The organism is Peribacillus sp. RS7, from assembly GCF_041956845.1.
Taxonomy (GTDB): Bacteria; Bacillota; Bacilli; order Bacillales; family DSM-1321; genus Peribacillus.
In genome coordinates, this window is record NZ_CP168136.1 from 38117 (window position 1) to 64564 (window position 26448).

Here is a 26448-nt window from a genome sequence, read left to right on the forward strand (position 1 = left end):
GGACCATCCTGTATTTTAATTCGCATACAAGCGATATTGGTCGCTTAATGTATCTCCATTACCGTAAATATAGGCTTTAGAGCCGGATGTATAGGAAGAATTGTCATACTTCCATTTGATTCTGAGACCCATGTTTCCGCCTGCTCCATAAGTTTCATTGCCATTCTTCTTAATGTATTGTGAGAAGCTATCCCACGTCCGAGGGCCAACCACACCATCCACTTTCAGGTTGTTTTCTTTTTGATATTTCTTTACACCCGCTTCGGTTTTCGGCCCAAAAATCCCATCAACATCAACCACTGCTGAATCCGTATAAAAACCCATGACATTCAGGATATACTGCATATTTCTGACCTCTACCCCATGAGTGTCCTTCCGCAAAATAGAGTTTTTATCCCAGCTTTCTGGGTGGTGAAAACCTCCAGCAGATGCTGAAGCGGTGGAAAAAGATATCCCTAGGGCCATTACTAATAATACCAAACTAGTAAGTAATTTCTTCATACCGCCATCTCCCTCTTTTTTTGTGCCTCCACACTACCTTACTATTTCCCCTCCTATTTTATATTCCCCTTCCTACCAATGTCCTGTTTTGAACTAAACAAACAGTGTCACCTGAAGGACCGGTTTTATTGTAAGCTTTGAACAAATAATTTAATCCTCATAATTAATAGAAACGTAAAATAATAGTAGTAAATACATTTTTTTCGGGAGGTTTCCTTAACTAACTTCCCCGTTTGTTCTATAAAAAAAGCGATTCTTACTAATAAATCGCGCCCGATTGTTGAAGATCTTCCCAGAACATCAGTAAATCCGTTACTCTCTCGTAGTAATGAGCATTTTCAGCATTCTGATCTATTTTGAAAACAAATTAACTTGGTGTTTAGGAGAGGATAAAGAAAAAAACGGGGTTGAATAATCATTACATTCAAACAATTCCTATAATGATTTTTTGAGATTTATATGTTATTAACACCGAATATTTGACTTATGAGTACTGCTGGATTACAAAAAAGTGCTTATGACACTTCAAAGTGCGTACTTCTCAAGTGTGGTTCCTTGATGCAAAATAATAGTGAACTAAGCACAGTATAGAAGGAGCTGGAACACTATGAATAATGTACCTCAAACACGCACACGCAAAGTCGCCTTGGTCGTAGGCGCAAATGGTGTCATCGGTCGTAACCTCATTAATCACCTAATTACCCTCCCTGATTGGGACGTGATTGGCGTATCACGTCGAGGCGGAGATTCTGACGGCCGTGTCCGGTACGTGGCTGCGGATTTACTCAATATTGACGACACCCGCGAGAAGCTAGGCTGTTTAACTGAGGTAACACATATCTTCTATGCCGCCTATCAGGACCGTCCAACTTGGGCCGAACTTGTTCCTCCCAACCTCGCCATGCTAGTGAACACCGTAGAGGCGATCGAACCAATCGCCTCTGGCTTAAAACATGTCAGTTTGATGCAAGGTTACAAGGTATACGGAGCACATCTCGGCCCATTCAAGACCCCTGCTCGTGAGACAGATGCTAATCATATGCCGCCCGAGTTCAATGTTGATCAGCAAGATTTCTTAGAACAAAGGCAAAAAGGTAAGGCTTGGACTTGGTCGGCGCTCCGTCCTTCTGTAGTCTGTGGCTTCTCGCTTGGAAATCCGATGAACCTCGCCATGGTTATTGCGATCTACGCCTCAATTTCGAAGGAGCTTGGACTTCCGCTGCGGTTTCCCGGCAAGCCTGGTGCTTACGACAGTCTCTTGGAGATGACGGATGCGGGGCTTCTTGCGAAGGCAACGGTATGGGCGGCGACTGAAGAACGTTGTGCCAATCAGGCATTTAACATCACGAACGGTGATCTGTTCCGGTGGAATGAATTATGGCCGAAGATAGCTCACTATTTCGGCTTGGAGACGGCGCCTCCGCTGCAGATGTCACTGGACGTTGTCATGGCGGACAAGGAGCCACTTTGGAACAAAATGGTCGATAATCATGGACTTGCTGGTCATTCCTATAAAGACCTATCATCCTGGAAATTCGGTGATTTCGTGTTTTCTTGGGATTACGATTTCTTCGCCGACGGAACTAAGGCCCGTCGCTTAGGTTTTCACGAATACGTCGATACCGAAGCGATGTTTATGAACATCTTCGACGACTTTCGGAAACGCAAAGTCATCCCATAAACGCAAAGCGGGCCTTGTATACAAGGCCCGCTTCTTATATGTTCTGTACGTCTTCAAGCTGTGGATTGGCCAGATGGGTAGCCCTTCCTCTGTACTTTCTCTCTATATGCGAATCCCCCCACCTACACATCAGATGCAGGATCTCCTTTAGACTCCAGCCGTAGTCTGTCAACTCATACTCGACTTTTGGTGGAACCTGATTATAAGAAATGCGTAAGACGACACCTTCCTCCTTTAGCTCCCGAAGTTGCTGAGTTAACATTTTTTGAGTAATTTCGGGTATCAAGCTTTTCAATTCATTGTTACGTTTCTTGCCAAATGTTAGATGAAAGAGAATCACAGGTTTCCACTTTCCTCCAATCACCTCTAAAGTTGCCTCTACCGCAGTGTTGTAAATCTTATCAGGGTTCTTCATTACACACCTGGCTCCCTTCTCCTAATAGTTTGACACAGGTCACTGGTAAACATCCGATGAATTGGAGACATTAAACGTCCGTCTTTGAACATTAAAACTGCAAGCAAAATATTGCGCTATCCAGCCCACGTTAATTGTATAACTAATAGTTCGGTTACTTACGAATAATCCCTTCTTTTATTCAAGAATATCGCCCTTTAACAAAGATCAAACAGCACTCTTCAGCTAACCTGTCCCGTTAGTTAATTAGGGGTACTTTTTCCCTTGAATTTGAATGTATGATAATGGGAATGATCGCACATTTTAGAGATTTAAGCCTCAGGTCTTACTTTCAGTTAAACCCCAGGTCTGTTTTCTTAAGATGGCATCGCCAGTACACTTAATCATACAAATAAAATTCACTTAAAGGGAGAAAGAATATTGTGGTTTTTGGAAAGAAACTGCCTGAGTTGTGGACGAATTTATTGATGGCTGCGTTTGCAGCCATGTGCGTTTTTGTGTTTTTACCATCGCAGCTGATAATTTATAAAGTTATATTTACAGTCATCTTAATAGGCATTCTGTCTATTAATCTTGTCTTGATAAAAATGAAAAAAGTAAACTATTTAAAACTTACAAGTCTCTCCTTAGTTTACTTGAGCATTTTTTTGATTATTGTCTGTATGATTTCTTATTCTACAAAGTTTTTAGTTCTGGCAGATGCGAACGGTATTGAGAGCATTTTTGGAGAAAATACCCTCTTAGGCAAACTCCTTTTCCTCCTTATTTGTTTCCTCCAGCCAATCATATTACCCTTGCCTGAAGCAGTAACTATTCCTGCAGGCAGTGCAGTTATTGGCTCATTTACCGCAACTTATCTAGGTTTTCTCGGAACTATTTCCGGCATAGCAGTCATGTTCCTTATAGCTAGGGTTGGCGGACAAAAGCTTGCATTAAAATTAGTAAAAGAAAAGCCCTTGCAAAGCTACCAAAAGTATGTAGAAAAAAATGAAACGACCATTCTTTTCCTTCTGCTTATTATCCCGATTCTCCCAGATGAAATCATTTGTCTTGGATCGGGGATAGGCGGAGTTTCTTTTTGCAGATTTATTCTGATCGCTTCACTCTCAAAACTAATGACAGCCTTATCCCTATCATATTCAGTCGAATTGGCAAAAGCCCTCACCCTGACAGGACAGGAATTAATCTCGGCTGTGTCACTTGCTGCTGGCGTATTGTTTATTTTATCGATAGGAGTAAAACGGGTTTTAAACAAAAGAAAAATACAATAGCAGCATTTATTATGAGAAAAACGCTGGTGAGTATAGCGTTTTTTTGTGACCGAAAAATTCTAGATATCAAATCCATTCATTCTTAACACTGTTGCTTACGTTTATGGGACTAAACTGCCCCGTTAGTTCCATAAGGGGTCCCGCCACATGCCCATCAATGTAAAATATCATAATACCCCCAGAACGAAAGTTTTGTGCATCTTACTCGTTTTTATAGTTTTGGGGTAACTCGTCATTGTTAGCTTTATGGCGATGGGGTCCCGCCACATTTTAACGAAAATATACGCTAGGCCTTCGGATGTGACCTGCTTAGCGTTTTTCTTACTCTAAGCCCAATAGTCCGGGCGGTATAACCCGAACACCAGTCACTCAACCTCTTGTTGTTTCAGCGGTCGTAATGAATCGCGAGACGAATTTTGCCTGAAATTGAATTTGTATTCGCCTAAGAAATTGATATGTTCCCATCCAATATGGTTTAGTAGTTCTTCCTGAAGTTTACCTTGCTTTTTGCGGTGTTTTGTTGCTTGCTCAGCGTGTTCCAAACACTAATCGCATTGATGATAATGTTTAATGCACTTGCCCGTTGGAGTTGATCTTGTAACGCACGTTCTCGCAGCTCGACATGTTTGTATCCTTTGAGCATATAATCAGCTCGATTCTCCGCTTTACCACTATTTATGATACGGTTCCCCGAATAAAACATAATAAAATGGTTAATTTTGAACACAAAGTATTCATATCTATATAGCATTTTCCAACAATCTTGTTGTGGGTTATATTTTTTCCTCAACATTGACTTCATTCAAAAAGCTTATTTTGGATAGCTAATGATAAATTACTTATTTCCTGCTTCAGTTAAATTAAATAAATTTTTTATAAAATTATTCAAATTTAGACTTTTATAAAGCATCTCTATTATGGAATCCTGTTATGTCCAAACTCACTTATGCCTTTTCCATATACTAATAAAAAAAGGAGGTGAGAAAGTGAGTAAAAATAAGAATAGCTCTTCACGCAAGGATGAAGAGAAAGTGAGGAATAATGAGCATAGCTCTTTACGTGAAGATAAAAAAAAAATAGAATCGGCACACCAAGAGTGTATTGACCGTGCTTATCGTATTCCCATATTTTTAAGTACGACAACTCATTTAAATGACAACCAACAACTGTTTCTAAACCGTCTAATTTTAGAGATTGAGAATGCTTTGCTTTTTCCGCGTACATTACCATTAAGCGAAAGTTATCCCGAATCCATTTTAACTGATATTCGTCGGTTAGTTTCATCAAGCTATGGAATGTTGGCAGTAAACCTTCGTCGTTTTAAAATTCAAACTGTTGATGTCAATGCAGGACCCCTTCCACCATCCACTCCATTCTGGATAGGATCAGTTTATTCACAAGTAGAACCTTCAATGGCTTTTCAATTTGGTCTACCCTTATTATTAGTAAGGGAAGAAGATACTGACGCAAATAATGGAATTTGGGCAGGAGGAATTGCCCCACTCAACCTATTTATAGTTTGGCATTCTGAAACTCAAACTGTAGATCAATTCTTTAACACTCCTGAATGGAGATCAGCCTTTGCAAATTGGAGTGCACAAGTAAGAAATGCTTTTTATATACAGACAGAGCCTCAGTTCAAATACAGATGTGAATGATACACTGGTACTTTAGCAACAAGTCGAAAATATACAAGGTTTTGTTCAGCTTTATATATTTTCGACTTATTCACACAAAAACAAATATTTCCATTTTATTACCAAAAACAAAAAGATTTACTTCATAAAAACAGCCTTTATAGAAGAGAGACAGCCGGGGCCGGTCACATCCGAAGGCCTAGCGTATATTTTCGTTAAAATGTTGGCGGGAACCCATCGCCATCAAGATAAGGTGAATTTGTATCATCATAAAAACGCTATTCTTTTTGTAGAAATATACAGGAAGGATGGCGTTTTCTATGAGTTTTTCTGTTTCAGACGAAATGAATCTCTTTTCTCAAGAATTTCAAAACTACTTATCTCCATCTTCTCTCCAACAATTAGCTAAAGAAGTTGGTTTTGTTCAACATACAAGTAAATATCAAGCACAAGAATTCATTGCTTTATGTGTATGGCTTAGTCAACAGGTCGCGAGTACACCACTCACACAATTGTGCAGCCGTCTCGAAGCATCCACAGGTGTCCTCATGAGCCCCGAAGGGCTTAATCAACGATTTAATGGTTCAGCCGTACAGTTTCTTCAACAAGTTTTAGCTAATCTTCTAACTCAAAGAATTCATTCAACACAAGAAATACTTCATCCATACTCCACGACTTTTAAACGTATTCGGATCCTAGATTCTACAACATTTCAACTTCCAGATAAGTTTGCTTCACATTATCAAGGTTCTGGCGGAAGTAGCCATACCGCAGGTGTTAAAATCCAACTGGAATATGACTTATTGAGTGGGAAGTTCCTCCACGTTTACGTAGGAGAAGGGAGAGAAAATGATAAAACCTTCGGTTCAACAAGTCTACAAACCATTCAACCAAAAGACTTATACATAAGGGATTTAGGGTATTTCGACTTACACGACTTACAGAAAATGAATGATGAAGGTGCTTACTATGTCTCACGTTTGAAGTTGAATTCTCGTATCTATCGTAAGAATGATGAACCAGAGTTTTTTCGGAATGGGACTGTGAAGAAAGATACTCTCTTTATTCAGTTAGACACGGAAGAGCTTATGAATCAATTACGACCTGGTCAAACACTTGAAATTTCAGAAGCATACATTGGGCTGTATCAAAAACTACCCGCCCGAGTGATTATTCATCGACTAACTGAGGAACAAACAGAGAAAAGATTGAAAGACCAAGCAAAAAAAGAAAAGAAGAAGGGCATTACCTATAAAGACCGAAGCAAACAATTAAGTGGAATGAACGTATATATTACAAATCTTTCTTTAGAAGACGTTCCAACGGAACATATTCATGAACTGTATTCGTTACGTTGGCAGATTGAAATTCTATTTAAGACATGGAAATCTTTCTTTCAAATTGACAAGTGCAAAGAGATCAAAAGGGAACGCTTAGAGTGTCACTTGTATGGGCAACTTATTAGCATTTTACTCTGTTCATCTACGATGTTTAGAATGCGTCAGTTACTTTTAGATAAGAAAAAGAAGGAGTTAAGTGAATATAAATCCATCTATATGATAAAAGACTATTATTTATTGTTTTCTCAAGGATTACAAAAGGACGCCAAGGAATTATCAAAAACTTAAAGCTGCCTAATATTTTTTAAAAAAACCTATTTGATGTTTTTTTTGTCATGCGCATTTTTAGTGTTACCATAGCAAATTAAAGAGAACACACTTTTATATTATCTCTTGCGCGCTTAGCTTGATGGCGATGGGGTACCGCCAGCAAAACGCGGATTTACAACGTTATGGATATTCCAGTATTAAAAATCCCAATCTCTCATTTATATCACTGAGAGATTGGGATTTATTCAACAAACCTTCTATTAGCTGATATTCAAGAAAAGCACAGTTATTTGCATGTCTATTTCATATTATCAGGATTATAGGAAGTAATACAACAACCGCTGATAATGCTAAAAAGATTGCTTCACTAAGTGCACTCCACTTAGTGTGGATACAAATTTAAAGGTATTGATAGTTGGATAATATTCTTATACGATGTGAAAGGCGCAATTTTATGTGCCTTTTTTGTAATTTTTCATAACCTTTCAGAATGAGGCCTTGATATATTAACAATTTGATCTAATAGGGTACTGCCGACAAAACGCGGGTATTATACGCTAAGACATTTTTTTGGAAATAAAGACCCTGATTTTTCTACGCTAAGCAGAAGAATCAGGGTTTTTATATAGCCTTATTGTTTTTAGGTTTTATAATTTCTAAGTAATGTAATATTCAACTAACGCACGCCGTTAGTTCAACAAGAAAAATTCATTTTTCAAATCTAACTAACGTTTTTTCGGGTATTTCAATTTGGTTAATATCAAAATTATTGATTTGGAGGGTTATTTCATCCTATCGCTTTTCAGCCTCTGAGGACTTCTTTTTCTTTAAAAGATTTTTTTAATCCTTCAATTTTTATTATTGTTTCCATTTTGATTCTTTCTTTCATTTCCGACACTTCTCGAACTCGAACGATACTTTTGAGTTTGGGAGGTTAGCGCAGTACTTAGGCAAAAGTTCGATTGAATTTTGCCGTCAAGTACTACGTTCCTTCTATTTTTTCATAGTCTTATCGACTTTTTGATTGACCGATTCTTGATAGAGATCAGCGTAAGTTTTTGAATCTTCAATCAGTGCATCGCAGAAAGCAGCAACGTCTTTTCCTGTGACTTCAAGCACACCTTTCCCAGCAGCTGTGCCTTCTTCAAAGAAGCTGAGAATTTCCGAGAGCAGTCCGATACCTTCGTTTAGCTCAACAGGACCGACTTTGAAGAGATATTTTTGGATCTCTTTATAGACAATTTGGTAATCTTGTGGAAGCGCTTTGACACGCGAAACATGTGCTCTCCATTCTTTTTTGCCTTCGATGATTTTTTTGATACTCATTTCAGTCCTCCTAATTTTCTTGCTACGTTCTTGTTGAGTTGGTCACGCCATTTATCTCTATAAGTTTTTGCGCCTTCGTCACCAACAAGCGCTGTGCAGAAGCCTTTGGTATCATCTCCTAGTACTTCTTCGACGCTCTGGCCGTCTGCTGATGTAACTTCAAGAAGTTCAAGAGCACTGTCAAGAATCGGCATCAGATTACGACCGGTGAAATCTCCGTGAATCCAGAGATTACTTATAATTTCTTTCCAAGCAGTTTGATATTCAGCTGGCAAGACTTTTGCTCGTGCTTCAAAACCTTTCATTTCTTTAGTCATATCGCTGCCGGTTATTTTTTCTAAAAAGTTCATTGTAGTCTCCTTTAAGATACTAAGCTGTTCAGCAAAGTTCTATTAATTAATCGTATCGTTCAGTTTATGACGTTGCTTATCAACCCACGATTTTACATCAATGACGAGAGCATCACAGAAGGCTGCTACGTCGTTGCCAGTAACTTCTTTAACGCGCTTACCATCGGCTGCGGCTTCTTCATGAAGGTCGATGATTTGATTAAAGACGAATATCGTTTCTTGCCAATCCATCACGCCGCCAGAGTTCCAAAGATATTTTTGCATCGCTTTGTAGGCGTTGTAGTAGTCTTCAGGTAAGGCTTTTGCGCGGTTTTCCATTTCACGCCATGCTTGCTAAAATCTCCAAAGATTTTAGCGAAAATACTCATGTTTATTCTCCTTTATTTTGCTTTTAATTTGTTTAGTTTGCTTGAGATAAAGTTCCATTTGGCCCAGAAATTTGTCAGTTCTTGCTGGCCAGCTTCATTGAGCCGATAAAATTTGCGCGGTGGGCCCATCGTGGATGACTTTTTCTCAATATCCACGAGTTTATTTTTTTCGAGCCGCATCGTGATGGTGTAAACTGTTCCCTCCACAATGTCGCTAAAGCCCAGTGCTCGCAGCTGCTGTGTGATTTCATAGCCGTGTAGGTTTCGCCACGGCTGATAATTTCTAGCACGCAGCCCTCAAGCACACATTTAAGCATTTCTGTGATTTTATTCATATTTTTTACTTCTTTCTTCTTAGTACTTTGTGATGATAATAATCTGTATTACAGAATAGTGAGATAAAATTTTTGAATCACTCTTTTGTGAATCAGCTATTAAGCATTACTTACTACTACTATATAATAGCACAGAGTACTATCTTTGTCAATTTTTCTATCCCCCTCCCTACAATGTTTACTCCCTTACAAATTTTGAGGTTTCTTCGGTGTTTCCAATTTCATCCCTTTTTTTCTGATGTTCCTAATTGGGGTAGTACCAAACGGCAGTACCCCTATTAGCTGATATTGAAGAAAAGCACAGTTCATGGCTCGCTCCTTTATTTAATAGAATTTCTTAATTTATTTCTTAGTTTGTCGATCCATGTTTCTTCAGGAAACTCAGCTAGGAATGAGTCGGCAAATTCTGCAATATCATTTCTACTACTTCTCGTATACTTAAACCATCACTGGCACTACTCTCGAACATCTCTAAAATATTGGTTAAAACCTCAAACATACCGATCCCTTAGCAAAGTTCAACATATAATTTTCAATTGCTTTCATTGCCTTTTTTGTATTCTTCAGGTAATTCATTCACTCTTTTTTGTGATAGCAAATGCATTCATCGCAGCGGCTGACTATTGATATGGCTAAACCCATAATGTTGTTCTTACCCTAACTGGCGTTTAAATACTTTACTGGCGAAGAAGTAAGCGATGACCATGATGCCGACGCACCAGGCAAGCGCGATCCAGATATCGTTGCCAACAGACCCATCATACAAGAGGGCACGAATCGCATTCACGATTGAAGTCACGGGCTGGTTCTCAGCGAACGCACGGACAATTTTAGGCATGGTTTCGGTGGGGACAAAGGCCGAACTGATAAACGGCAGGAAAATCAGCGGGTACGAGTAGGCTGTCGCCCCTTCCATAGACCCTGCTGTCAATCCGGGAATGATCGCCAGCCATGTCAGCGCCAGCGTAAACAGCCCGAGTATCCCAGCAACCGCGAGCCAATCCAGGATACCAGCGCTGGAACGGAAGCCCATCAAGAGCGCGACGAGGATAACCACCACGACAGTAAGCGCATTGGAAACCAGCGAGGTCAACACGTGAGCCCACAAAACCGACGAGCGCTTGATGGGCATGGTAATGAAACGCGCCATTAGCCCGCTCTTTACATCCGTAAACAGCCGCACGGAAGTGTAAGCGACGCCGGATGCGATAGCCATCAGCAAGATTCCCGGCAATAAATAATTGACGTAGTTGTCCGTGCCTGTCTCTATGGCGCCGCCAAATACGTAGACAAACAGCAGCAGCAGCATAATCGGCGTAATCGCCACCGTGATAATTGTATCCGGGCTGCGCATGATGTTGCGCATTAAACGCCCTAGTAATACCCCTGTTTTGCTTTTCATTTACATCTCCTCCTTTTTGCCGATGATCGCGAGGAAAATTTCCTCCAATGTCGGCTGCTTCTCGATGTACTCCACTTTCGCTGGCGGGAACATCTCCTTGAGTTCAGTAAGGGTCCCGGTCGAGATGATTTTTCCACCATGCAGGATGGCGATACGGTCCGCCAGTTGTTCGGCTTCCTCCAGGTACTGGGTCGTCAGCAAGATGGTTGTGCCTCCGCCGGCAAGCTCCTTGACGGTATCCCAGACTTCAATCCGCGCTTCGGGGTCAAGCCCTGTCGTCGGTTCGTCGAGAAAAATGACTGCTGGCGTCCCGATCAGACTCATGGCGATGTCAAGCCGGCGCTTCATCCCGCCGGAATATTTGTCCGCCCGGCGGTTGGCCGCATCGGTCAGGCTGAATTTTTCAAGCAGATTGTCGGCGACTTGAGCGGGATTGGAAACTCCCCGCAACTTGGCGATCATCATCAGGTTTTCCCGCCCTGTGAGCATGCCGTCTAAAGCTGCGAACTGCCCTGTCAGGCTGATGCTCTGGCGAACATGATCCGGTTGACGCTGGACGTCAAAGCCGCAAATACCTACTTCGCCGCCATCAGCCTTCATCAGCGTCGAGAGGATGTTGACCGTCGTCGTCTTGCCCGCTCCATTTGAGCCCAGCAGTGCGAAAATTTCGCCACGCCGCACCTCAAAATCCACCCCCTTTAAGACTTCCTTGTCTTTAAAGGATTTTTTTAACCCTTTTACAGAAATCGCTGCATTTCTCATACTTTTTTCCTCCTTATAAAATGCGCAGCAAGGTCGCTTTCGAGATCCGTAATTATCCGGTCGTGCGCCTTGCGGAGCTAGATTGCCTATACTCTTCTATTTAGTCTGACTGATAATCTGTATTACTTATTACCGAGTTAAAAATATAGCTGAATAGCGAAGGTGGCAATTCACATTTGTAACCAGCTATTCAGTCGGTATTATCTATTGAATTTATTTTTTCCCAATCGCTTCATGATACTCTGATTCAAATCTTCACGATACTTGGCGAGATAGGTTTTAGCGTTTGCCACTAGTTCGTCGGCAAAGGACGCCACGTCGTCCCCAGTTATTTCCAGCACTTGTCTACCTTCCGCCGCACCGGCTTCGAACAACTCGATTAATTCATACTGCATGTGCAGCATATCCATCCCGCTGCCCGCTGATGAGAAATTCCACATGTAGTTTTGAATTTTCTTAAATACAAACTGGTAGTCCTCTGGCAGGGCTTCAACCCGTGCCATCATCATCTTGTATTCTTTTTTATCACCAATCATTTTTTTGAACATTTCCATCATGTTATTTTTCCTCCTTTTTTATAAAGCTGAACAAGACACTCCAAACATATCGTACGGAATATCTTATGAAGCTAGATTGACTTCAAGACGTTGATTTTTGATGATACAAAATCCCATTTCTGCCAAAACAATTCAAGTTCCTGGCGGCCAGCCTCATTAAGTGAGTAAAACTTGCGGGGCGGCCCCATATCTGACGGTTTCTTTTTCATGGTTACCAGTTTTTTCTTTTCTAATCGGACGAGGATGGTGTAGACCGTCCCTTCCACGACTTCAGTAAACCCAAGCTCGTTCAGGCGGCGGGTAATCTCGTAGCCATAGGTTTCATGGCGGCTGATGATTTCCAGCACGCAGCCTTCCAGCGAACCCTTCAGCATTTCGGTTAAATTTTCCATGTTCAGAGCCTCCTCTATTTTGTCTGACTTATATTCAGTATAACTTAGTACTAAGCGAAATTTTTACTGTATAGCTTTTGGGAAATCATGCTATTCAGTATTGCTCATTACATGTACACTGTAACACCGAGTAGCGTAGGTGTCAACTATTTTTCTTAAAAATAATTTTGCAACCTAACTATTCAGTGGTGTAGGTATCCAGTGTGACTAACTACAAGTATATCGTAACACGTAGTACGTGGACTGTCAACTGGATTTTCTAAATATTTTTAAAACCAGCTATCCCCATTGGATACAGCCGATTTTCTTTATGGAGCTTTTACTTCCTCCTATGCTTCTTTCAAAATGATTACACCGCGGATCATTCCCATCCAGCAGCTGTACATGTAGGTTCCGGTTTCTCCTGTTTGAATCTTTTGGAGCACCACACCTTCACGAACTCCCTTAAGGATTTCCGTTAAATTTTTCATATATCCTCCTTGCAAACTACTTATCGTTACTTAGTACTAATATATAGTATTACGAAGTAGAAGAAATGTGTCAAGTAATTTTATTCATATCATTTATTTGGGCAGCTTTAAACTTGCTAAGTCTAAACATTTAAGGCAGTTTTTATGAATAATAAAAAACCGATTTCTCAATACGGGAGAAATAGGTTTTCTCAGATCTTAGAATTTGCTTGATACAAATTTTCAGACGCATTATCTAGTTCAGTATAAAGCACATCCCCTGTAAAATTAATTTCCTTCGTGCAGGTGCTTTAAACATCTTGACTAATGCAATTAGTGTATGGAAGACAGTTTATCTAGGCAAAGCTACCGAATTACTTCAAAGTAAAGGAATGTTACGGGGGATTTATTAAAGCATATATCTCCATTAGGATGGGAACATATCAACTTCCTTGGAGAGTATCGCTTCGATCCAAAAGAAGTTACCAACTTAGAATCATTGCGGTCCTAAAATCAAGAATAGTCCTAAAGCCGTTTACATCCTTAACGTGGGGAAAATCGGCTATTCTTGTATCCAGACCCCTTTAACGATGTAAATTCGCGTTTTGCTGACGGTACCCCATCACCATCAAGCTAAGCACGCCAAGAGATAATATAAAAGTGTGTTATCTTTAATTTGTATGGTAGCACTAAAAATGCGCATTACAAAAAAACCATTAAATAGGCTTTTTAAAAAAATATTAGGCAACTTTAAGTTTTTGTGACATCGTACAATCATACACAATACCTAAGATATCAAAGACCGTTTTCTTGTTATAACGATGACATTTCCGTCCGTTTTTCTCCAAAAGGTGAAAAAGACGTAGAAAAATCTTTGATAATTCCTTGGCGTCCTTTTGTAATCCTTGAGAAAACAATAAATAATAGTCTTTTATCATATAGATGGATTTATATTCACTTAACTCCTTCTTTTTCTTATCTAAAAGTAACTGACGCATTCTAAACATCGTAGATGAACAGAGTAAAATGCTAATAAGTTGCCCATACAAGTGACACTTTAAGCGTCCCCTCTTAATCTCTTTGCACTTGTCAATTTGAAAGAAAGACTTCCATGTCTTAAATAGAATTTCAATCTGCCAACGTAACGAATACAGGTCATGAATATGTTCCGTTGGAACGTCTTCTAAAGAAAGATTTGTAATATATACGTTCATTCCACTTAATCGTTTGCTTCGGTCTTTATAGGTAATGCCCTTCTTCTTTTCTTTTTTTGCTTGGTCTTTCAATCTTTTCTCTGTTTGTTCCTCAGTTAGTCGATGAATAATCACTCGGGCGGGTAGTTTTTGATACAGCCCAATGTATGCATCTGAAATTTCGAGTGTTTGACCAGGTTGTAATTGATTCATTAGCTCTTCCGTGTCTAACTGAATAAAGAGAGTACCTTTCTTCACAGTCCCATTCCGAAAAAACTCTGGTTCATCGTTCTTACGATAGATACGAGAATTTAACTTCAAACGTGAGACATAGTAAGCACCTTCATCATTCATTTTCTGTAAGTCATGTAAGTCAAAATACCCTAAATCCCTTATGTATAAGTCTTTTGGTTGAATGGTTTGTAGACTTGTGGAACCGAAGGTTTTATCATTTTCTCTCCCTTCTCCTACGTAAACGTGGAGGAACTTCCCACTCAATAAGTCATATTCCAGTTGGATTTTAACACCTGCGGTATGGCTGCTTCCGCCAGAACCTTGATAATGTGAGGCAAACTTATCTGGAAGTTGAAATGTTGTAGAATCTAGGATCCGAATACGTTTAAAAGTCGTGGAGTATGGATGAAGTATTTTTTGTGTTGAATGAATTCTTTGAGTTAGAAGGTTAGCTAGAACTTGTTGAAGAAACTGTACGGCTGAACCATTAAATCGTTGATTAAGCCCTTCGGGACTTATGAGGACACCTGTAGATGCTTCGAGACGACTACACAATTGTGTGAGTGGCGTACTCGCGACCTGTTGGCTAAGCCATACACATAAAGCAATTAATTCTTGTGCTTGATATTTACTTGTACGTTGAACAAAACCAACTTCTTTAGCTAGTTGTTGAAGAAAAGATGGAGATAAGTGGTTTTGAAGTTCTTGTGAAAAGAGATTCATTTCGTTTGAAACAGAAAAACTCATAGAAAAAGCCATCCTTCCTGTATATTCCTACAAAAATAATAGCGTTTTTTGGGTTTTGGGGATACAAATTCACCTTAGCATGATGGCGATGTGGTACTACCTCTATAAACTTAAATGGTGTAAACTAATTTTGTTACTAACTATATCAATGCAAAAGGATGATCAAACATGAGAGAACCTCGTATTGGCATGATAGGTTTAGGAAGTATAGCTCAAAAAGCATATTTACCAATTCTTACCCAAGAAACGAAATGGACATTTGTAGGTGCTTTTTCACCAAGTAAAGATAAACGAAAAATGATTTGCAATCAGTATCGTATCCAAGATTTTAATAGCTTACAAACACTTGCTGAAGAGTGTGATGCTGTTTTTGTACATAGTTCCACTAGCTCACATTTTGAAGTTGTGTCTTCTCTTTTATCTAAAGGAATAGATGTTTATGTTGATAAACCATTAGCAGCAACTGTTGCTGAAGCTGAAAGATTAGTTGAGTTAAGCGAAAAATCAGGAAGAAAGCTTATGGTTGGATTTAATCGCCGTTTTGCACCTATGTATGTACAAGCAAAACAACAAGCTCAAAATATAGCGTCAGTTCGCTTTGAAAAACATAGAACTGATAGTATGGGACCTTATTCTTATGAATTTAGAATGTTAGACGATTATTTACATGTAGTTGATACAGTAAGATGGCTAGCAAATGGTGATTTGAATGTGTTACATGGAACAGTAAATATAAGTAGTGAGAATTACCTTGTGTATGCCGGACATGTTTATAATTCCAAGGAAGGTGTACCTTTCTTTACAGACATGCATCGAAAAGCGGGTACTAACCTTGAGAAGCTTGAACTATTAACAGATGGAGCAATTTTAAGAGTTAAGAACATGAATACTTTAGAAATTGAGGCTAATAACAGCCTTTCTACTTCATTTTCTCCTTCTTGGGATTCAACGTTAAAGCAAAGAGGATTTAAAGATGCTGTACAACATTTTATTGACTGTATTCAAAATGACGAAAAGCCACTAATTGATGGACTAGAAGGACTAAAATCTCAATTATTGGTCGATCAATTATTAAAAGCAATAGCTAAATAAACAATATAAATTAATGAATAATTCAATTACACTATCTTATAGTAACGCCTTCTACCTACGTACAAAAGGTCTAAAAAATAAGAGCCGAATTTTTCCCGTCTCGTTTTATCTCAAAATTTGCTTAGCGTATATTTTACGGATGTGGGCGATACCCCATCTCCATCAAGCTAAGGTGAACTTGTATCCCAAAAACGAAAAAAACTTTCTTTCTATTGTTTCTACAGAAAGAATTGAGTTTTTTCGTTTTGGGGTATTTTTATTTTTTAACTTGATGGGCATGTGACGGTACCCCATTGTATAAAAATGTCCATTATCCGCTGAAGACCATAATGTGTTAAATCTGTTTGCTTGTCAGTTTTAATAATTAAATTCTAGCCTTTGTAATTAAGTTTTCACTCTTTAGGTGGGGATAAGCATCCTGAATTTTTGGCATTGTTGAACTCGTCTATCAGTATATGCAATTACTTTACTTGTAATTAATTCTTTCTGCTTGAAAATCATTGTGCAATTTTATCCTTTAATTTGTTTAAGTATTTTTGCAGGATTACCCCAACTACAACGTTGTCTGTTACATCTTTAGTTACTACTGCACCTGACGCAATAACAACATTGTCTCCTATCGTTACTCCTGGGTTTATTACTGCACTACCACCAATCCAAACATTATTGCCGATGGTAACTGGCTTGCCATATTCCAACCCTGTTATTCTAGTTTCTGCATCTAAAGGGTGGGTTGCAGTATATATGGATACTCTTGGTCCGATCATACAATTCTCTCCGATAGTAACTTTTCAAACATCTAATATGATACAATCGTAATTTGCAAAAAAATTCTCTCCAACATAGATGTTGTAACCATAGTCACAACGGAACGTTGGTTTTACACAAAAATTTTCTCCAGTTTTTCCAAATGAGTTTTTTAAAAGGTCGCTTTTGTTTTCCACAAGGATACATTAAATTCTGCAAGTATTTCCTGTGCTTTTATATGATCCTTACCAAGCTCTTCATCCATTGCTGTATATAATTCTCCAGCTAACATTTTCTCTTTTTCAGTTTTCATAATAAATCACTCCTAATACTTTTTTTCCTTGATGTAAAATAAGCAACTTTGTTATCTATTGGATTCCTACATGATTAAAATGCTTTTGAGCTTTTATCTTTCCTCTTTAATAAATCCTTCTTTGTAAGTAAGGTATTTAATTTTTCTGAACTTAGGAGCATTGCTGCAACAAAAACAGCAATACAAAATGGGAAGATTCCTATTGTTGAATGAGATGCAATGAAACCAAGAAGAGGTGGAATGAAAGTACTACCTGTATAGGCAACAGCCATTTGATAGCCCATAATTGTCTGGGAATGCTTCTTCCCAAAACGTGTTGGAGTTTCATGCAACATACACGGAAATATCGGTGCTAATCCTAGTCCAACCATAATAAAACCTACAAGCGAAAAAGTGGAAGGCAATGGTAGGAATAGAAGTGTGGCACCAGCTAATGCTATTATTTGCCCCATCCTAATGAGAGTGCGGTTACTCATTTTAAAGGTAATAAAACCTGTAATAAATCTACCCACTGTTATTCCTGCGTAATATAAGGAAACCCATTGTGCAGCAACCGCTACCGGTAACTCCTTGACATTTACCAAAAAGCTACTTCCCCAAAGACCTACTGTTGATTCAACCCCACAATAAAACAAGAAGCAGATTAGAGCCAGTTTAACTCCTTTAATTTGTAAAGGTTTTACATGTTTACCTTCTACATTGTTAAATACACCTTTTGAATCTTCCGGCTCTTCAATTAAGGTGATCTTGCTGTTTTTTTTCACTCTATTCCATAAGGGCAAAGTGAAGAGAAGTATTACAGTTAAAGTGAACTGAATTCCAGAGATTGCAAAATATCCATTTCTCCAAGAATGTTGTTCTGAAATAAACTGAGCCATAATTATAGGACCAAAAGTAGCACCGACGCCCCAAAAACAATGTAACCAACTCATATGGTGTGCCTTATAATGTGTAGCAACATAATCGTTTAATCCTGCATCAACAGATCCTGCACCTAATCCAAGTGGTATGGCACATACAATTAACCAAACTAGCGATGGAGAAAAATGAAAGCCTAGCAATGCTCCAGCAGTCATTAAGCAACTTACAAATGTGACATTACCAGTTCCGAACCGTTTGAGTACCGTTCCGCTAGCTAAACTGGAAATAATTGTACCACCTGCAATCGTCATAAAAAGTAATCCAGCAGTCTCAAGTGGGGCTCCATAGTCAGATTGCATCACAGGCCACGCTACCCCCAACAATGAATCAGGTAAACCTAAGCTAATAAAAGCCAAATAAATGATGACTAAAAGGAATGTTGTCATATTCAAACCTCACTTTTAATTATTTGGTGCTCAATTGTACTTTCCAAATTGTTTTACGTTCTTGTTCCATTCATCATGAGATCAAGTCTAAGACTTGGTGATCCATATAAATAATGTAGCTTTTCTTGAGTTACCTCCTATGTAAACAAACTTATTAAAAACATTTAAAAAGTATAGAAAAAACACTTATTAAATTTTTTTAATAAGTCACTAATAATGAAAATGTTTCAGCAACCATTACCATTTTATCCCTAGTATTATACAGTCAACTCCAAAAGATTTCCTTCAGGGTCTTCTACAACACTCTCATAATATCCGTCTCCAGTGATACGGGGACCACTAATATGAGGGTAACCATTATTTTTTAATCTGGCTGTCATTTGATTAACGGATTCCTGGCTTCCCAAGGAGATGGCAATATGAGCCCAACCAATTTTAGCTCCCCGATTTTGCTTATTAATTTCTGCCTTACGCATAATCTCTAATCGTGTACCCGAGTCAAAAGTTAAAAAATAAGATTCAAATTTCTTTTCACTATTATGATATTTAATGTTTGATTTACAATTAAAATAAGTTTCATAAAACTCCCTCATGCCTTCCAAATCATTGACCCAGATAGCCACATGTTCAATTCTCAATTCTTTTTCACTCCTTTAAATTATAGAGGTTATTGCTAGATCTTGATATTATAGGGGACTCACCACCTTATATGACATTATTTCAAATATTTTTTTACTAAAATTTTCAAGTTATTTACCAGTTTTAGGTGCATTATCAAAAGGAAAATTTTAAAATCCATTAATTTTATATATTTGTAAGAGATAAATGTAGCCTAGAATAAATGTAATTTTACTTTTCATGTAGAAACAGATTTACTGTTTGTTCCATTCATCATGAGATCACGACCAAGACTTTGTAATCCATATAAATAATCCTGTTTCCAATCACTCATTGTAAGCGATGGAAGATGTTCTGACGGGATATATTTTGAGCTACCTACGGCAATTTTGTCTAAAATAACTTTTTCAACTTCATCGTTACTAAAAATGATGGTATGAGGGTTAATGATAGCTACAAACGAGGCTACTAACCTGCTAATTGCATCAATCTCATAATCCTCACAAATAGTTACTTTTTTAGGTCCACTTCCATTTTCCAAAGCTTGCCGAAAATTTCGGTCATTATACTGAGGGACGAATGAAACCTCTCCTGAGAAAAAAGTACTTCCTCGCACCACATCGCCATTTATCATAATTCCTGCACCTGGGCCATTTTGACCAGAATACAAATATATAAGGGATTGCTTGTCCTTAATTCCCCTATTATTGTGATATCCGAGAACAGCAGCATTCATATCGTTCTCTACTACGACAGGTATAGAAAATTGATCCTCATAGTATCCTTTTAAATCAAAATTTTGAAACTGCTCATATCCTGGTATATAGAAAATCCGGCCACTATCAACCGAACCAGGAACGCCAATTGCCATAGAACTGATTTTCGAATTTTTAGTCATTATGTTTTCAATGCACGTAGTTAATAAATTTAAACCATCATCCATTAATACACTCGGTGCTTTTCCTTGTTCCTTTACTTCTCCCACACAATTAAAAATTGTATAATTCGTCTCTGTTTTCTCTAGAAATATTGCCAGACCTAACATATGCTCGGGATTGTATCTATATCTTTTTGCTCTTCTCCCACCACTAGAACCGTCTAAACCGACTAAAATAATTTCCCCATCCTTCTCCATCTGTGCTAGGAACTTACTTATTGTCGGGAAACTAATTCCTAATGTATGGCTGAGTTCAACTTTTGTTGCACTTCCAAGTTCTAAAAGAGTTGTACGAATACCACGAAGGATTATCTTCTTAATAGATTTTGGAGTAGCTACTAACTCATTCACTAGATTCACCACCTAAAGAAATAAACTTATTAAAGAATTTTAATAAGTTACGGTGTTAATATACCATATACAAATTTGTTTTTGTACTATCCTGCCCCGTTAGTGCCATAAGAAAAAGCTGTCTTAAAGACAGCTCCGATCTTCAGCTAACGCACCCTATAGTTTAAGTACATTTTTTCACAAATAAGAAATACAAGCTGATTTTGTTGATTAAGCAATCATTAAATACAGCCACCGTATTTAAACACACGTTTTCTTTCGTGATAAAAACAGGAGGAGCTAATAAAACTCTTCGAAGGTTTATTTTTTTTCATGAAAAGCTAAGTTTATAGCTAAGGCACCTAAAACAGATGCCATGAACCAGCGTTGAATTTTAACCAAAAAAGGTCTTCTTCCAACCCAAACCGCGACCTGCCCAGCAAATAAAACAATTAGTAAATTTACAGCAAAGCTAACAAAAATTTGCACCGTTCCTAATTGAGCAGTTTGAACAAGCAGTGAACCACTATTAGGTTCCATAAATTGAGGTAAAAGTGAAACATACAAGACCGCAATTTTTGGATTTAACAAATTTGTCATAAGGCCCATAACATATAGTTTTTTTGGTGACTCTACAGCTAAATGCTTTGGCTCCAGGATTGAACTTGCTCCTGGTCTTATTGCATTCCATGCTAACCACAACAAGTAGATAACACCTAACCATTTAATGATGTCATACATTACTGGAACTAATTCGAACAAGAAGGATAAGCCCAACATTGTAGCTATGATATAAATCATAAAACCAGTAATTACACCTAAAAGAGAAATTATCCCGTCCCTTTTACCTTGCGAAATTGTCCTAGATATTAAATAAATCATATTAGGACCAGGTGAACAGACCATCCCTAAAGATACTAGAGCAAAAGCGCCTAGTGTTCCTAATTCAATCATTAAATCGCCCCCTTTTCAATCATCACTATACACGTTAAATAACGTAAGTTTCTACTAATGTACGGTCTCCTCTAAGGCACTTGATGAGGGAATTTCATCTTTATATTCCATAAAAGTCTTAATTATTAAATCCTGAATTAATGGTGCATCTGAAACTTCTGCAAAATATAATATCCCTCTCTCTTTTGTAATAATTATACATTATTATTTTACTGTTCTTATTGAACTATCCTGCCCCGTTAGTTCATTAAAAAAGGCTGCCGCATCACCCTAGTTTTTGAAGTAAAGCACCGTTAGCTTAATAAAGATAGCCTAAAAAATCTAGATCTCCTTCGCGCCAACCATACTTACCAACTTCTTTAATCATTAATCCCTCAATTTCTTCATAACCTATACCCCTTGTAATTTGACTTTCATGGTCAATTTTTAACCATTTACATTTGTTCGTAACTGACCTGTATCCATTTTTTAAATACAACATTTTGTTGTCAGAAAATAACAATAAAAAATCAATATTTCTATTGCAACAAAACTGTTCAATTTCTAAAAGTAACATCGAACCTATCCCCTGTGAGCGAGTGTTTTGGGTGACACATAAATCAATTAGACCAAGTACTCTTATAGGATCTCCGTTAAGATTCATCACTCTGTAATCTATTCCTACCTGTCCTACAAGTTGATTTTTTTCGTTAAAAGCTACAAATCTAAAATGAGGTAATTGTTTAAAATAAATTCTGTTTTTTGGATAGTCTTTTTGAAAACATTCGCGTAACAATTCTTGTATATTTGAAGTTAAATCATTACCCATCTCATAATCAAATACCATATCTATCTTCACATTATCTTCTCCAATTATCTGCATTAGGGCAGTCCTTGTCTTCTTGAACTAACGCACCCGTTAGTTTAAGTACATTTCTGCACAAACTTATATTAGTTCGCAACTAAGATTTAAGAACATAATTGATAAATTCTGTTTTTGCTTTAGTGTACGCTTCACGATCATTGCTATATTTTTTTGCTAAATTTCTTTTAAGAATAGCGTATTCATCAATAAACTGCTGATTAGTCCGTAATAAATCACGAAAAAGTAGCTGATTATCCCACCGTCCTTCTCCCTCAAGTAAAATATGTAAATGTACTACTCGTTTGTCGTTAACTACTTTCACAAAAAATCTTTGCCAAGGTCGATTGTCTATGTTAGGTGGTACATAATTCCAGTCATGATTAGCTAACAATGAAGATATTTCTTTAATTTTTTGAAATGAATCAATTTTAGCCATTAAATCAATGATTGGTTTAGCTGGTAAATTTGGAATAGATGTACTTCCATAATGTTGAATTTCCGTTATGCCGAAAGTTGAAAGAAGATTAAGAAGAAGTGCTTTTTCCTGATTACCTTTTTCTACCCACTTGGGATTTGGTTCGACAATGTCTATTGTCTCAATAGCCCAAACGGGCCATGTGCTTTCATCATGAATATCTTTCATTTTACTCTCCCTCAGATTTTAATTTTTTCAGTTTCAGAAAAATCTTTGTACCTGCATTCTTTTACAAACCTGCCTCGATAAAAGAAAAAGCTGCCTTAAAGACAGCTCCGATCTTCAGCTAACGCACCAGTTAGTTCATTAAGGAAAAACTGCAGTAATGGCAGCTCCCGCATTTTCAACTAGCTCAACTTTAGTTTGCTAAGTTTTCATTTAACCTAATTTATTCAAGAGAAGTGCAAATTTCAATATAATGTCCATCTGGGTCTGCTACATATGCAACTGTTTGTCCCCACGGCTTTGTAACAGGCTCCTTTAGGATTGTAACGCCTTTTTGACGTAGGGTTTCGATTGTTGCAACAACATCTTCTACAACAAATCCGACCTCAAATGTTTGTGTTGAGGCAGAACCTTCAGGGACATTTAAACCTGTTAACTCTTGTACATCCTTACGAGTGTTAATTGATAAGGTTATGTTACCAGTATCAAATTCAACATATGTATCTTGTTGCATTTTAATTGGTAGCCCAAGAATACCTTTGTAGAAATCCATTGTTTTTTCAAAATCATTCACATATAAAATTACATATTTCATTGATAACTTCATTTTTTCACCCTCATTATTTAAAATATAATAACCCAAATGTTACCAAAAATTGTTGTAAAAATCTAACGAGTAAACAATTTACTTTTTATCTCTTTAGATATTTTCTATTTTTGTAATGAGAATTCCTTCTTCCACTAACCTGCCCCTTTAGTTCATTAAGAAAAACCGAAATTAGCTCATTTCGGTTTTTCTTTTTAATATACGGTTAAACTCTTTTCAAAACGAAACGACTTTTTTATAGACAGTACAACCTTTTTTCAAATCCACACAAAAAGCTATCTCTAGATAGCCAGTGGAATCAAGTGTACAACCTGATTCTTTTTTCATTCAGTTAGTGATTTAATCAAAAAAGATTAAATGCATATCACTGTCAGTCCTTGATTTCGCAAAAAATTCCGCTTCATTTCCACCATCAACAAATTTACCAATACCCCAGAAATACCCACATTTTCCTCGTTCTATATATCTTGTTCCTACATGATCATTATAACTATCAGGATCGTACTCCCATAATTCAACTTTTAACTTTCCTGCTGGACCCACGTAAGGATCGCGACAAATCTTATAATCTCCACCAGTAGAGGCATACACATCACTTTCAGCACCATTAGAATAAAGAGTTTGTTCTCCCAAGTAATCCCAGCCACTTGCAAATGTAGAAGAAGGGACCAACAAAGCAGCTACCAATGCCACGACACTCATTATAAACTTTTTCATGCTCATTCTTCCTTTCCCGTTTTGACTTGAAAAAATTATGCTCCATATAATATGTTGCTTTGATAAAAGTTTGATTAAAATGGATTCTTTTCTTTTTGAATGAACATTCCATTTTATAAAAAAGTTTGATTAAAAATCACTTAGAATTCTTTAATCGAAAAGGAATGAAACGGTGCAACTTTTTTACAAACGGTACGACTTTGTTTCAAATCTACAATCACTTATACCAGCAAAAGAAATTTATATAGATTTATAGATGAACAAAATCAAAAACAAGGCATAACCCCGTCCTGATTTTCTGATTTGAATTAATTTGAACCTCGCTTTTTCCATAATGGTAATCAAGGGATTTATTTCTTTATTTTATCATTACCAATTCATAAATGAGTTATTGAAATCCATATTTCCTTTAATTAATGAACTAACCTGCCCCTTTAGTGCCATAAGAAAAAGGTTGCACTTAAACTCGCTTCACACTCCGCTCTCCAAATTTAATCAATGTAATACAAGTAAGAGCAAGATTTCTTCAAAATGTCAAATAGTCTAACATATCGTAGAATATATTAATCATATTTTGTTAACACGCAATATATTATATCTATTTGAAAATATGGTTCTACTGCATAGCGATTCTACAAGAAAGCTAACATACTATATATCTATGGGTTTATTGTAAGTAATATCTAGATATGCTAGTATTTTCATATGTCGTACATAATTTAATAAAGTGCATAATTTAATAAAGAAGGAGCTAACTAGACATGAACATTAAAAAATATCTAGGAATCACGTTTCTATTGGTTACACTATTATTTTCTGGATCTATCACTGCTATCCATAGCTCAGCAAATAGTAATCCAAAAGAAGAGAAAGTAGAAGCAACTTCAACAAATCCCAAGTTAAGCAATGTGAAAATTATAGCTACTGGAGGAACGATTGCAGGTTCTGCTACATCCAATACTGACACAACTGGTTATCAAGCAGGTGCACTTGGTGTTGAAACACTAATTAAAGCTGTTCCTGAATTAAAACAAGTAGCAAATGTGAGTGGTGAACAAATCGCCAATATTGGCAGTAACAATATGGATAATAAAACCTTATTAAAGTTGGCGAAACGAATTAATGAGTTATTAAAATCTAAAGACGTTGATGGAATTGTCGTAACGCATGGAACAGATACCTTAGAAGAAACTGCTTATTTTCTGAATCTGGTCGTAAAAAGCAACAAACCTGTCGTGATTGTTGGATCAATGAGACCGGCTACAGCTATAAGTGCAGATGGACCTTTAAACTTATATAATGCTGTAAAAATCGCTGCTAGTAAAGATGCTAAGAACAAAGGTGTTTTAATCTCATTAAATGACCGGATAGGTTCTGCACGTTATATAACAAAAACCAATACTACCATGACAGATACATTCCAATCTGAGGAACAAGGCTATTTAGGAGCAATCGCAGGTAATAAAATATTTTTCTACAATGAACCCACTCGTAAACATACAACCAAATCGGTGTTTGATGTATCAAAACTAGATAAACTTCCTCAAGTGGACATTATTTATAGCTATCAAAATGATAGTAGATATTTTTACGATGCTTCTGTGAAAGCAGGAGCTAAAGGGATCATAATAGCAGGTGAAGGAAACGGTTTAACTTCTGATACTGCTTTTGAGGGTGCTAAAGACGCTGTCAAAAAAGGCGTGATTATTACTCGCTCTAGCCGTGTAGGAAATGGTATTGTTACGAGAGAAAAGATTGATGATGAAAATAATTTTGTTACAGCGGACTCACTTAATCCTCAAAAAGCACGAATTTTGACGATGCTTGCATTAACAAAAACAGATGATCCAAAGGAAATTCAGCAATTTTTTAACGAATATTAATAATTAAAATTAGAATTCCTTGATTAACTAAAAGTGAATGAAATTTAAAGCATACGATGGTATAAATCCAACGTATGCTTCTATTTATTTTTATCCAACCCTTGGTTGAATTATTAATTTATATTTATGTTATTAGAAATTGCAATTTTATAGTGTATCTCACTCTACCTCTCTAGGGGGAAAAATAGCCTCCATCCAAAATGTAAACGATAATAGGGGTACATATTAA

General features: G+C 37.4%; 25 protein-coding genes and 6 pseudogenes. 7 read left to right on the plus strand and 24 right to left on the minus strand.

Translation table 11 applies throughout. The features are described 5' to 3' along the window. Positions 1-15 precede the first annotated feature (15 nt). Complete coding sequence (locus ACDZ29_RS27795) at positions 16-501, minus strand: peptidoglycan-binding protein (protein WP_375091332.1); 486 nt, start codon at positions 499-501, stop codon at positions 16-18. Between the two features lie 607 nt (positions 502-1108). On the opposite strand from ACDZ29_RS27795, the gene ACDZ29_RS27800 reads away from it, so the two are divergent. After that, positions 1109-2182, plus strand: a complete 1074-nt coding sequence (locus ACDZ29_RS27800) for an SDR family oxidoreductase (protein ID WP_375091333.1) — start codon at positions 1109-1111, stop codon at positions 2180-2182. Positions 2183-2216: 34 nt separating this feature from the next. Here the strand turns inward: ACDZ29_RS27800 and ACDZ29_RS27805 are convergent, their stop codons facing one another. Beyond that, on the minus strand, positions 2217-2597 hold the full coding sequence (locus tag ACDZ29_RS27805; protein ID WP_375091334.1) for a winged helix-turn-helix transcriptional regulator: 381 nt from the start codon (positions 2595-2597) through the stop codon (positions 2217-2219). Positions 2598-3184: 587 nt separating this feature from the next. Here ACDZ29_RS27805 and ACDZ29_RS27810 point away from each other — a divergent pair. After that, complete coding sequence (locus tag ACDZ29_RS27810) at positions 3185-3868, plus strand: VTT domain-containing protein (protein WP_375091380.1); 684 nt, start codon at positions 3185-3187, stop codon at positions 3866-3868. 365 nt (positions 3869-4233) lie between these two features. On the opposite strand, the pseudogene ACDZ29_RS27815 reads toward ACDZ29_RS27810, so the two are convergent. Continuing rightward, positions 4234-4553: pseudogene (locus ACDZ29_RS27815) on the minus strand (Tn3 family transposase); the annotation flags it as partial. Between the two features lie 346 nt (positions 4554-4899). Between ACDZ29_RS27815 and ACDZ29_RS27820 the strand changes: the two are divergent. Together ACDZ29_RS27820 and ACDZ29_RS27825 are read left to right on the plus strand one after the other, a co-directional pair. Further along, a complete protein-coding gene (locus ACDZ29_RS27820) occupies positions 4900-5526 on the plus strand; it encodes a hypothetical protein (RefSeq protein WP_375091381.1) in 627 nt (208 codons plus the stop codon). A 299-nt stretch (positions 5527-5825) separates the two neighbouring features. Continuing rightward, positions 5826-7127, plus strand: a pseudogene (locus ACDZ29_RS27825) (IS4 family transposase); the annotation flags it as partial. A gap of 981 nt (positions 7128-8108) precedes the next feature. Here the strand turns inward: ACDZ29_RS27825 and ACDZ29_RS27830 are convergent. The 10 genes and pseudogenes from ACDZ29_RS27830 to ACDZ29_RS27875 form a co-directional block, all read right to left on the minus strand. Next, a complete protein-coding gene (locus tag ACDZ29_RS27830) occupies positions 8109-8441 on the minus strand; it encodes a DUF1048 domain-containing protein (RefSeq protein WP_289323217.1) in 333 nt (110 codons plus the stop codon). Further along, on the minus strand, positions 8438-8791 hold the full coding sequence (locus tag ACDZ29_RS27835) for a DUF1048 domain-containing protein (protein ID WP_375091335.1): 354 nt from the start codon (positions 8789-8791) through the stop codon (positions 8438-8440). The genes ACDZ29_RS27830 and ACDZ29_RS27835 overlap by 4 nt, the downstream gene beginning before the upstream one ends. A gap of 42 nt (positions 8792-8833) precedes the next feature. Further along, a complete protein-coding gene (locus ACDZ29_RS27840) occupies positions 8834-9109 on the minus strand; it encodes a DUF1048 domain-containing protein (protein ID WP_375091336.1) in 276 nt (91 codons plus the stop codon). Positions 9110-9171: 62 nt separating this feature from the next. Next, positions 9172-9494: pseudogene (locus ACDZ29_RS27845) on the minus strand (PadR family transcriptional regulator). 320 nt (positions 9495-9814) lie between these two features. After that, positions 9815-10098: pseudogene (locus tag ACDZ29_RS27850) on the minus strand (DUF1048 domain-containing protein). A 48-nt stretch (positions 10099-10146) separates the two neighbouring features. After that, positions 10147-10896 carry an ABC transporter permease gene (locus ACDZ29_RS27855; protein WP_375091337.1) on the minus strand — a complete coding sequence of 250 codons (750 nt, stop codon included), beginning with the start codon at positions 10894-10896 and terminating at the stop codon, positions 10147-10149. Next, positions 10897-11658: an ABC transporter ATP-binding protein gene (locus ACDZ29_RS27860; protein ID WP_375091338.1), complete on the minus strand. Its 762-nt coding sequence runs from the start codon at positions 11656-11658 to the stop codon at positions 10897-10899. A 200-nt stretch (positions 11659-11858) separates the two neighbouring features. Next, positions 11859-12215 (minus strand): DUF1048 domain-containing protein, encoded by a 357-nt coding sequence (locus tag ACDZ29_RS27865; protein WP_375091339.1) that lies wholly within the window; start codon positions 12213-12215, stop codon positions 11859-11861. Positions 12216-12286: 71 nt separating this feature from the next. Next, positions 12287-12607, minus strand: coding sequence for a PadR family transcriptional regulator (locus ACDZ29_RS27870; RefSeq protein WP_148359119.1), 321 nt, complete (start codon positions 12605-12607; stop codon positions 12287-12289). A gap of 329 nt (positions 12608-12936) precedes the next feature. After that, positions 12937-13077, minus strand: a complete 141-nt coding sequence (locus ACDZ29_RS27875; RefSeq protein WP_375091340.1) for a hypothetical protein — start codon at positions 13075-13077, stop codon at positions 12937-12939. Between the two features lie 278 nt (positions 13078-13355). Between ACDZ29_RS27875 and ACDZ29_RS27880 the strand changes: the two are divergent. After that, positions 13356-13567 (plus strand): annotated as a pseudogene (locus ACDZ29_RS27880) (Tn3 family transposase); the annotation flags it as partial. Between the two features lie 229 nt (positions 13568-13796). On the opposite strand, the gene ACDZ29_RS27885 reads toward ACDZ29_RS27880, so the two are convergent. Beyond that, on the minus strand, positions 13797-15230 hold the full coding sequence (locus tag ACDZ29_RS27885) for an IS4 family transposase (protein ID WP_375091341.1): 1434 nt from the start codon (positions 15228-15230) through the stop codon (positions 13797-13799). Positions 15231-15398: 168 nt separating this feature from the next. Here ACDZ29_RS27885 and ACDZ29_RS27890 point away from each other — a divergent pair, with 168 nt between their 5' ends. Continuing rightward, positions 15399-16322, plus strand: a complete 924-nt coding sequence (locus tag ACDZ29_RS27890; RefSeq protein WP_375091342.1) for a Gfo/Idh/MocA family protein — start codon at positions 15399-15401, stop codon at positions 16320-16322. Between the two features lie 510 nt (positions 16323-16832). On the opposite strand, the pseudogene ACDZ29_RS27895 reads toward ACDZ29_RS27890, so the two are convergent. From ACDZ29_RS27895 to ACDZ29_RS27940, 10 genes and pseudogenes are all read right to left on the minus strand, one after another. Continuing rightward, positions 16833-17242, minus strand: a pseudogene (locus ACDZ29_RS27895) (sugar O-acetyltransferase); the annotation flags it as partial. Beyond that, positions 17242-17382 carry a maltose acetyltransferase domain-containing protein gene (locus ACDZ29_RS27900; RefSeq protein ID WP_375091343.1) on the minus strand — a complete coding sequence of 47 codons (141 nt, stop codon included), beginning with the start codon at positions 17380-17382 and terminating at the stop codon, positions 17242-17244. The pseudogene ACDZ29_RS27895 and the gene ACDZ29_RS27900, both read right to left, overlap by 1 nt. A 74-nt stretch (positions 17383-17456) precedes the next feature. Beyond that, a complete protein-coding gene (locus ACDZ29_RS27905; protein WP_375091344.1) occupies positions 17457-18689 on the minus strand; it encodes a sugar MFS transporter in 1233 nt (410 codons plus the stop codon). Positions 18690-18946: 257 nt separating this feature from the next. Beyond that, positions 18947-19327 carry a VOC family protein gene (locus ACDZ29_RS27910; RefSeq protein WP_375091345.1) on the minus strand — a complete coding sequence of 127 codons (381 nt, stop codon included), beginning with the start codon at positions 19325-19327 and terminating at the stop codon, positions 18947-18949. 218 nt (positions 19328-19545) lie between these two features. Next, a complete protein-coding gene (locus ACDZ29_RS27915) occupies positions 19546-20595 on the minus strand; it encodes an ROK family protein (RefSeq protein ID WP_375091346.1) in 1050 nt (349 codons plus the stop codon). 300 nt (positions 20596-20895) lie between these two features. Further along, complete coding sequence (locus tag ACDZ29_RS27920) at positions 20896-21528, minus strand: LysE family translocator (RefSeq protein WP_375091347.1); 633 nt, start codon at positions 21526-21528, stop codon at positions 20896-20898. 298 nt (positions 21529-21826) lie between these two features. Next, on the minus strand, positions 21827-22366 hold the full coding sequence (locus ACDZ29_RS27925) for a GNAT family N-acetyltransferase (RefSeq protein ID WP_375091348.1): 540 nt from the start codon (positions 22364-22366) through the stop codon (positions 21827-21829). 103 nt (positions 22367-22469) lie between these two features. Further along, positions 22470-23015: a GrpB family protein gene (locus ACDZ29_RS27930; protein WP_375091349.1), complete on the minus strand. Its 546-nt coding sequence runs from the start codon at positions 23013-23015 to the stop codon at positions 22470-22472. Positions 23016-23235: 220 nt separating this feature from the next. Continuing rightward, a complete protein-coding gene (locus ACDZ29_RS27935; protein ID WP_375091350.1) occupies positions 23236-23619 on the minus strand; it encodes a VOC family protein in 384 nt (127 codons plus the stop codon). 339 nt (positions 23620-23958) lie between these two features. Next, the gene (locus tag ACDZ29_RS27940; RefSeq protein ID WP_375091351.1) at positions 23959-24336 is read right to left on the minus strand and encodes a hypothetical protein; all 378 of its coding nucleotides are present in this window, start codon (positions 24334-24336) and stop codon (positions 23959-23961) included. Between the two features lie 761 nt (positions 24337-25097). Between ACDZ29_RS27940 and ACDZ29_RS27945 the strand changes: the two genes are divergently transcribed. Next, entirely contained in the window at positions 25098-26219 is a 1122-nt protein-coding gene (locus ACDZ29_RS27945; protein ID WP_375091352.1) for a type II asparaginase, read from the plus strand. Positions 26220-26448 lie beyond the last annotated feature (229 nt).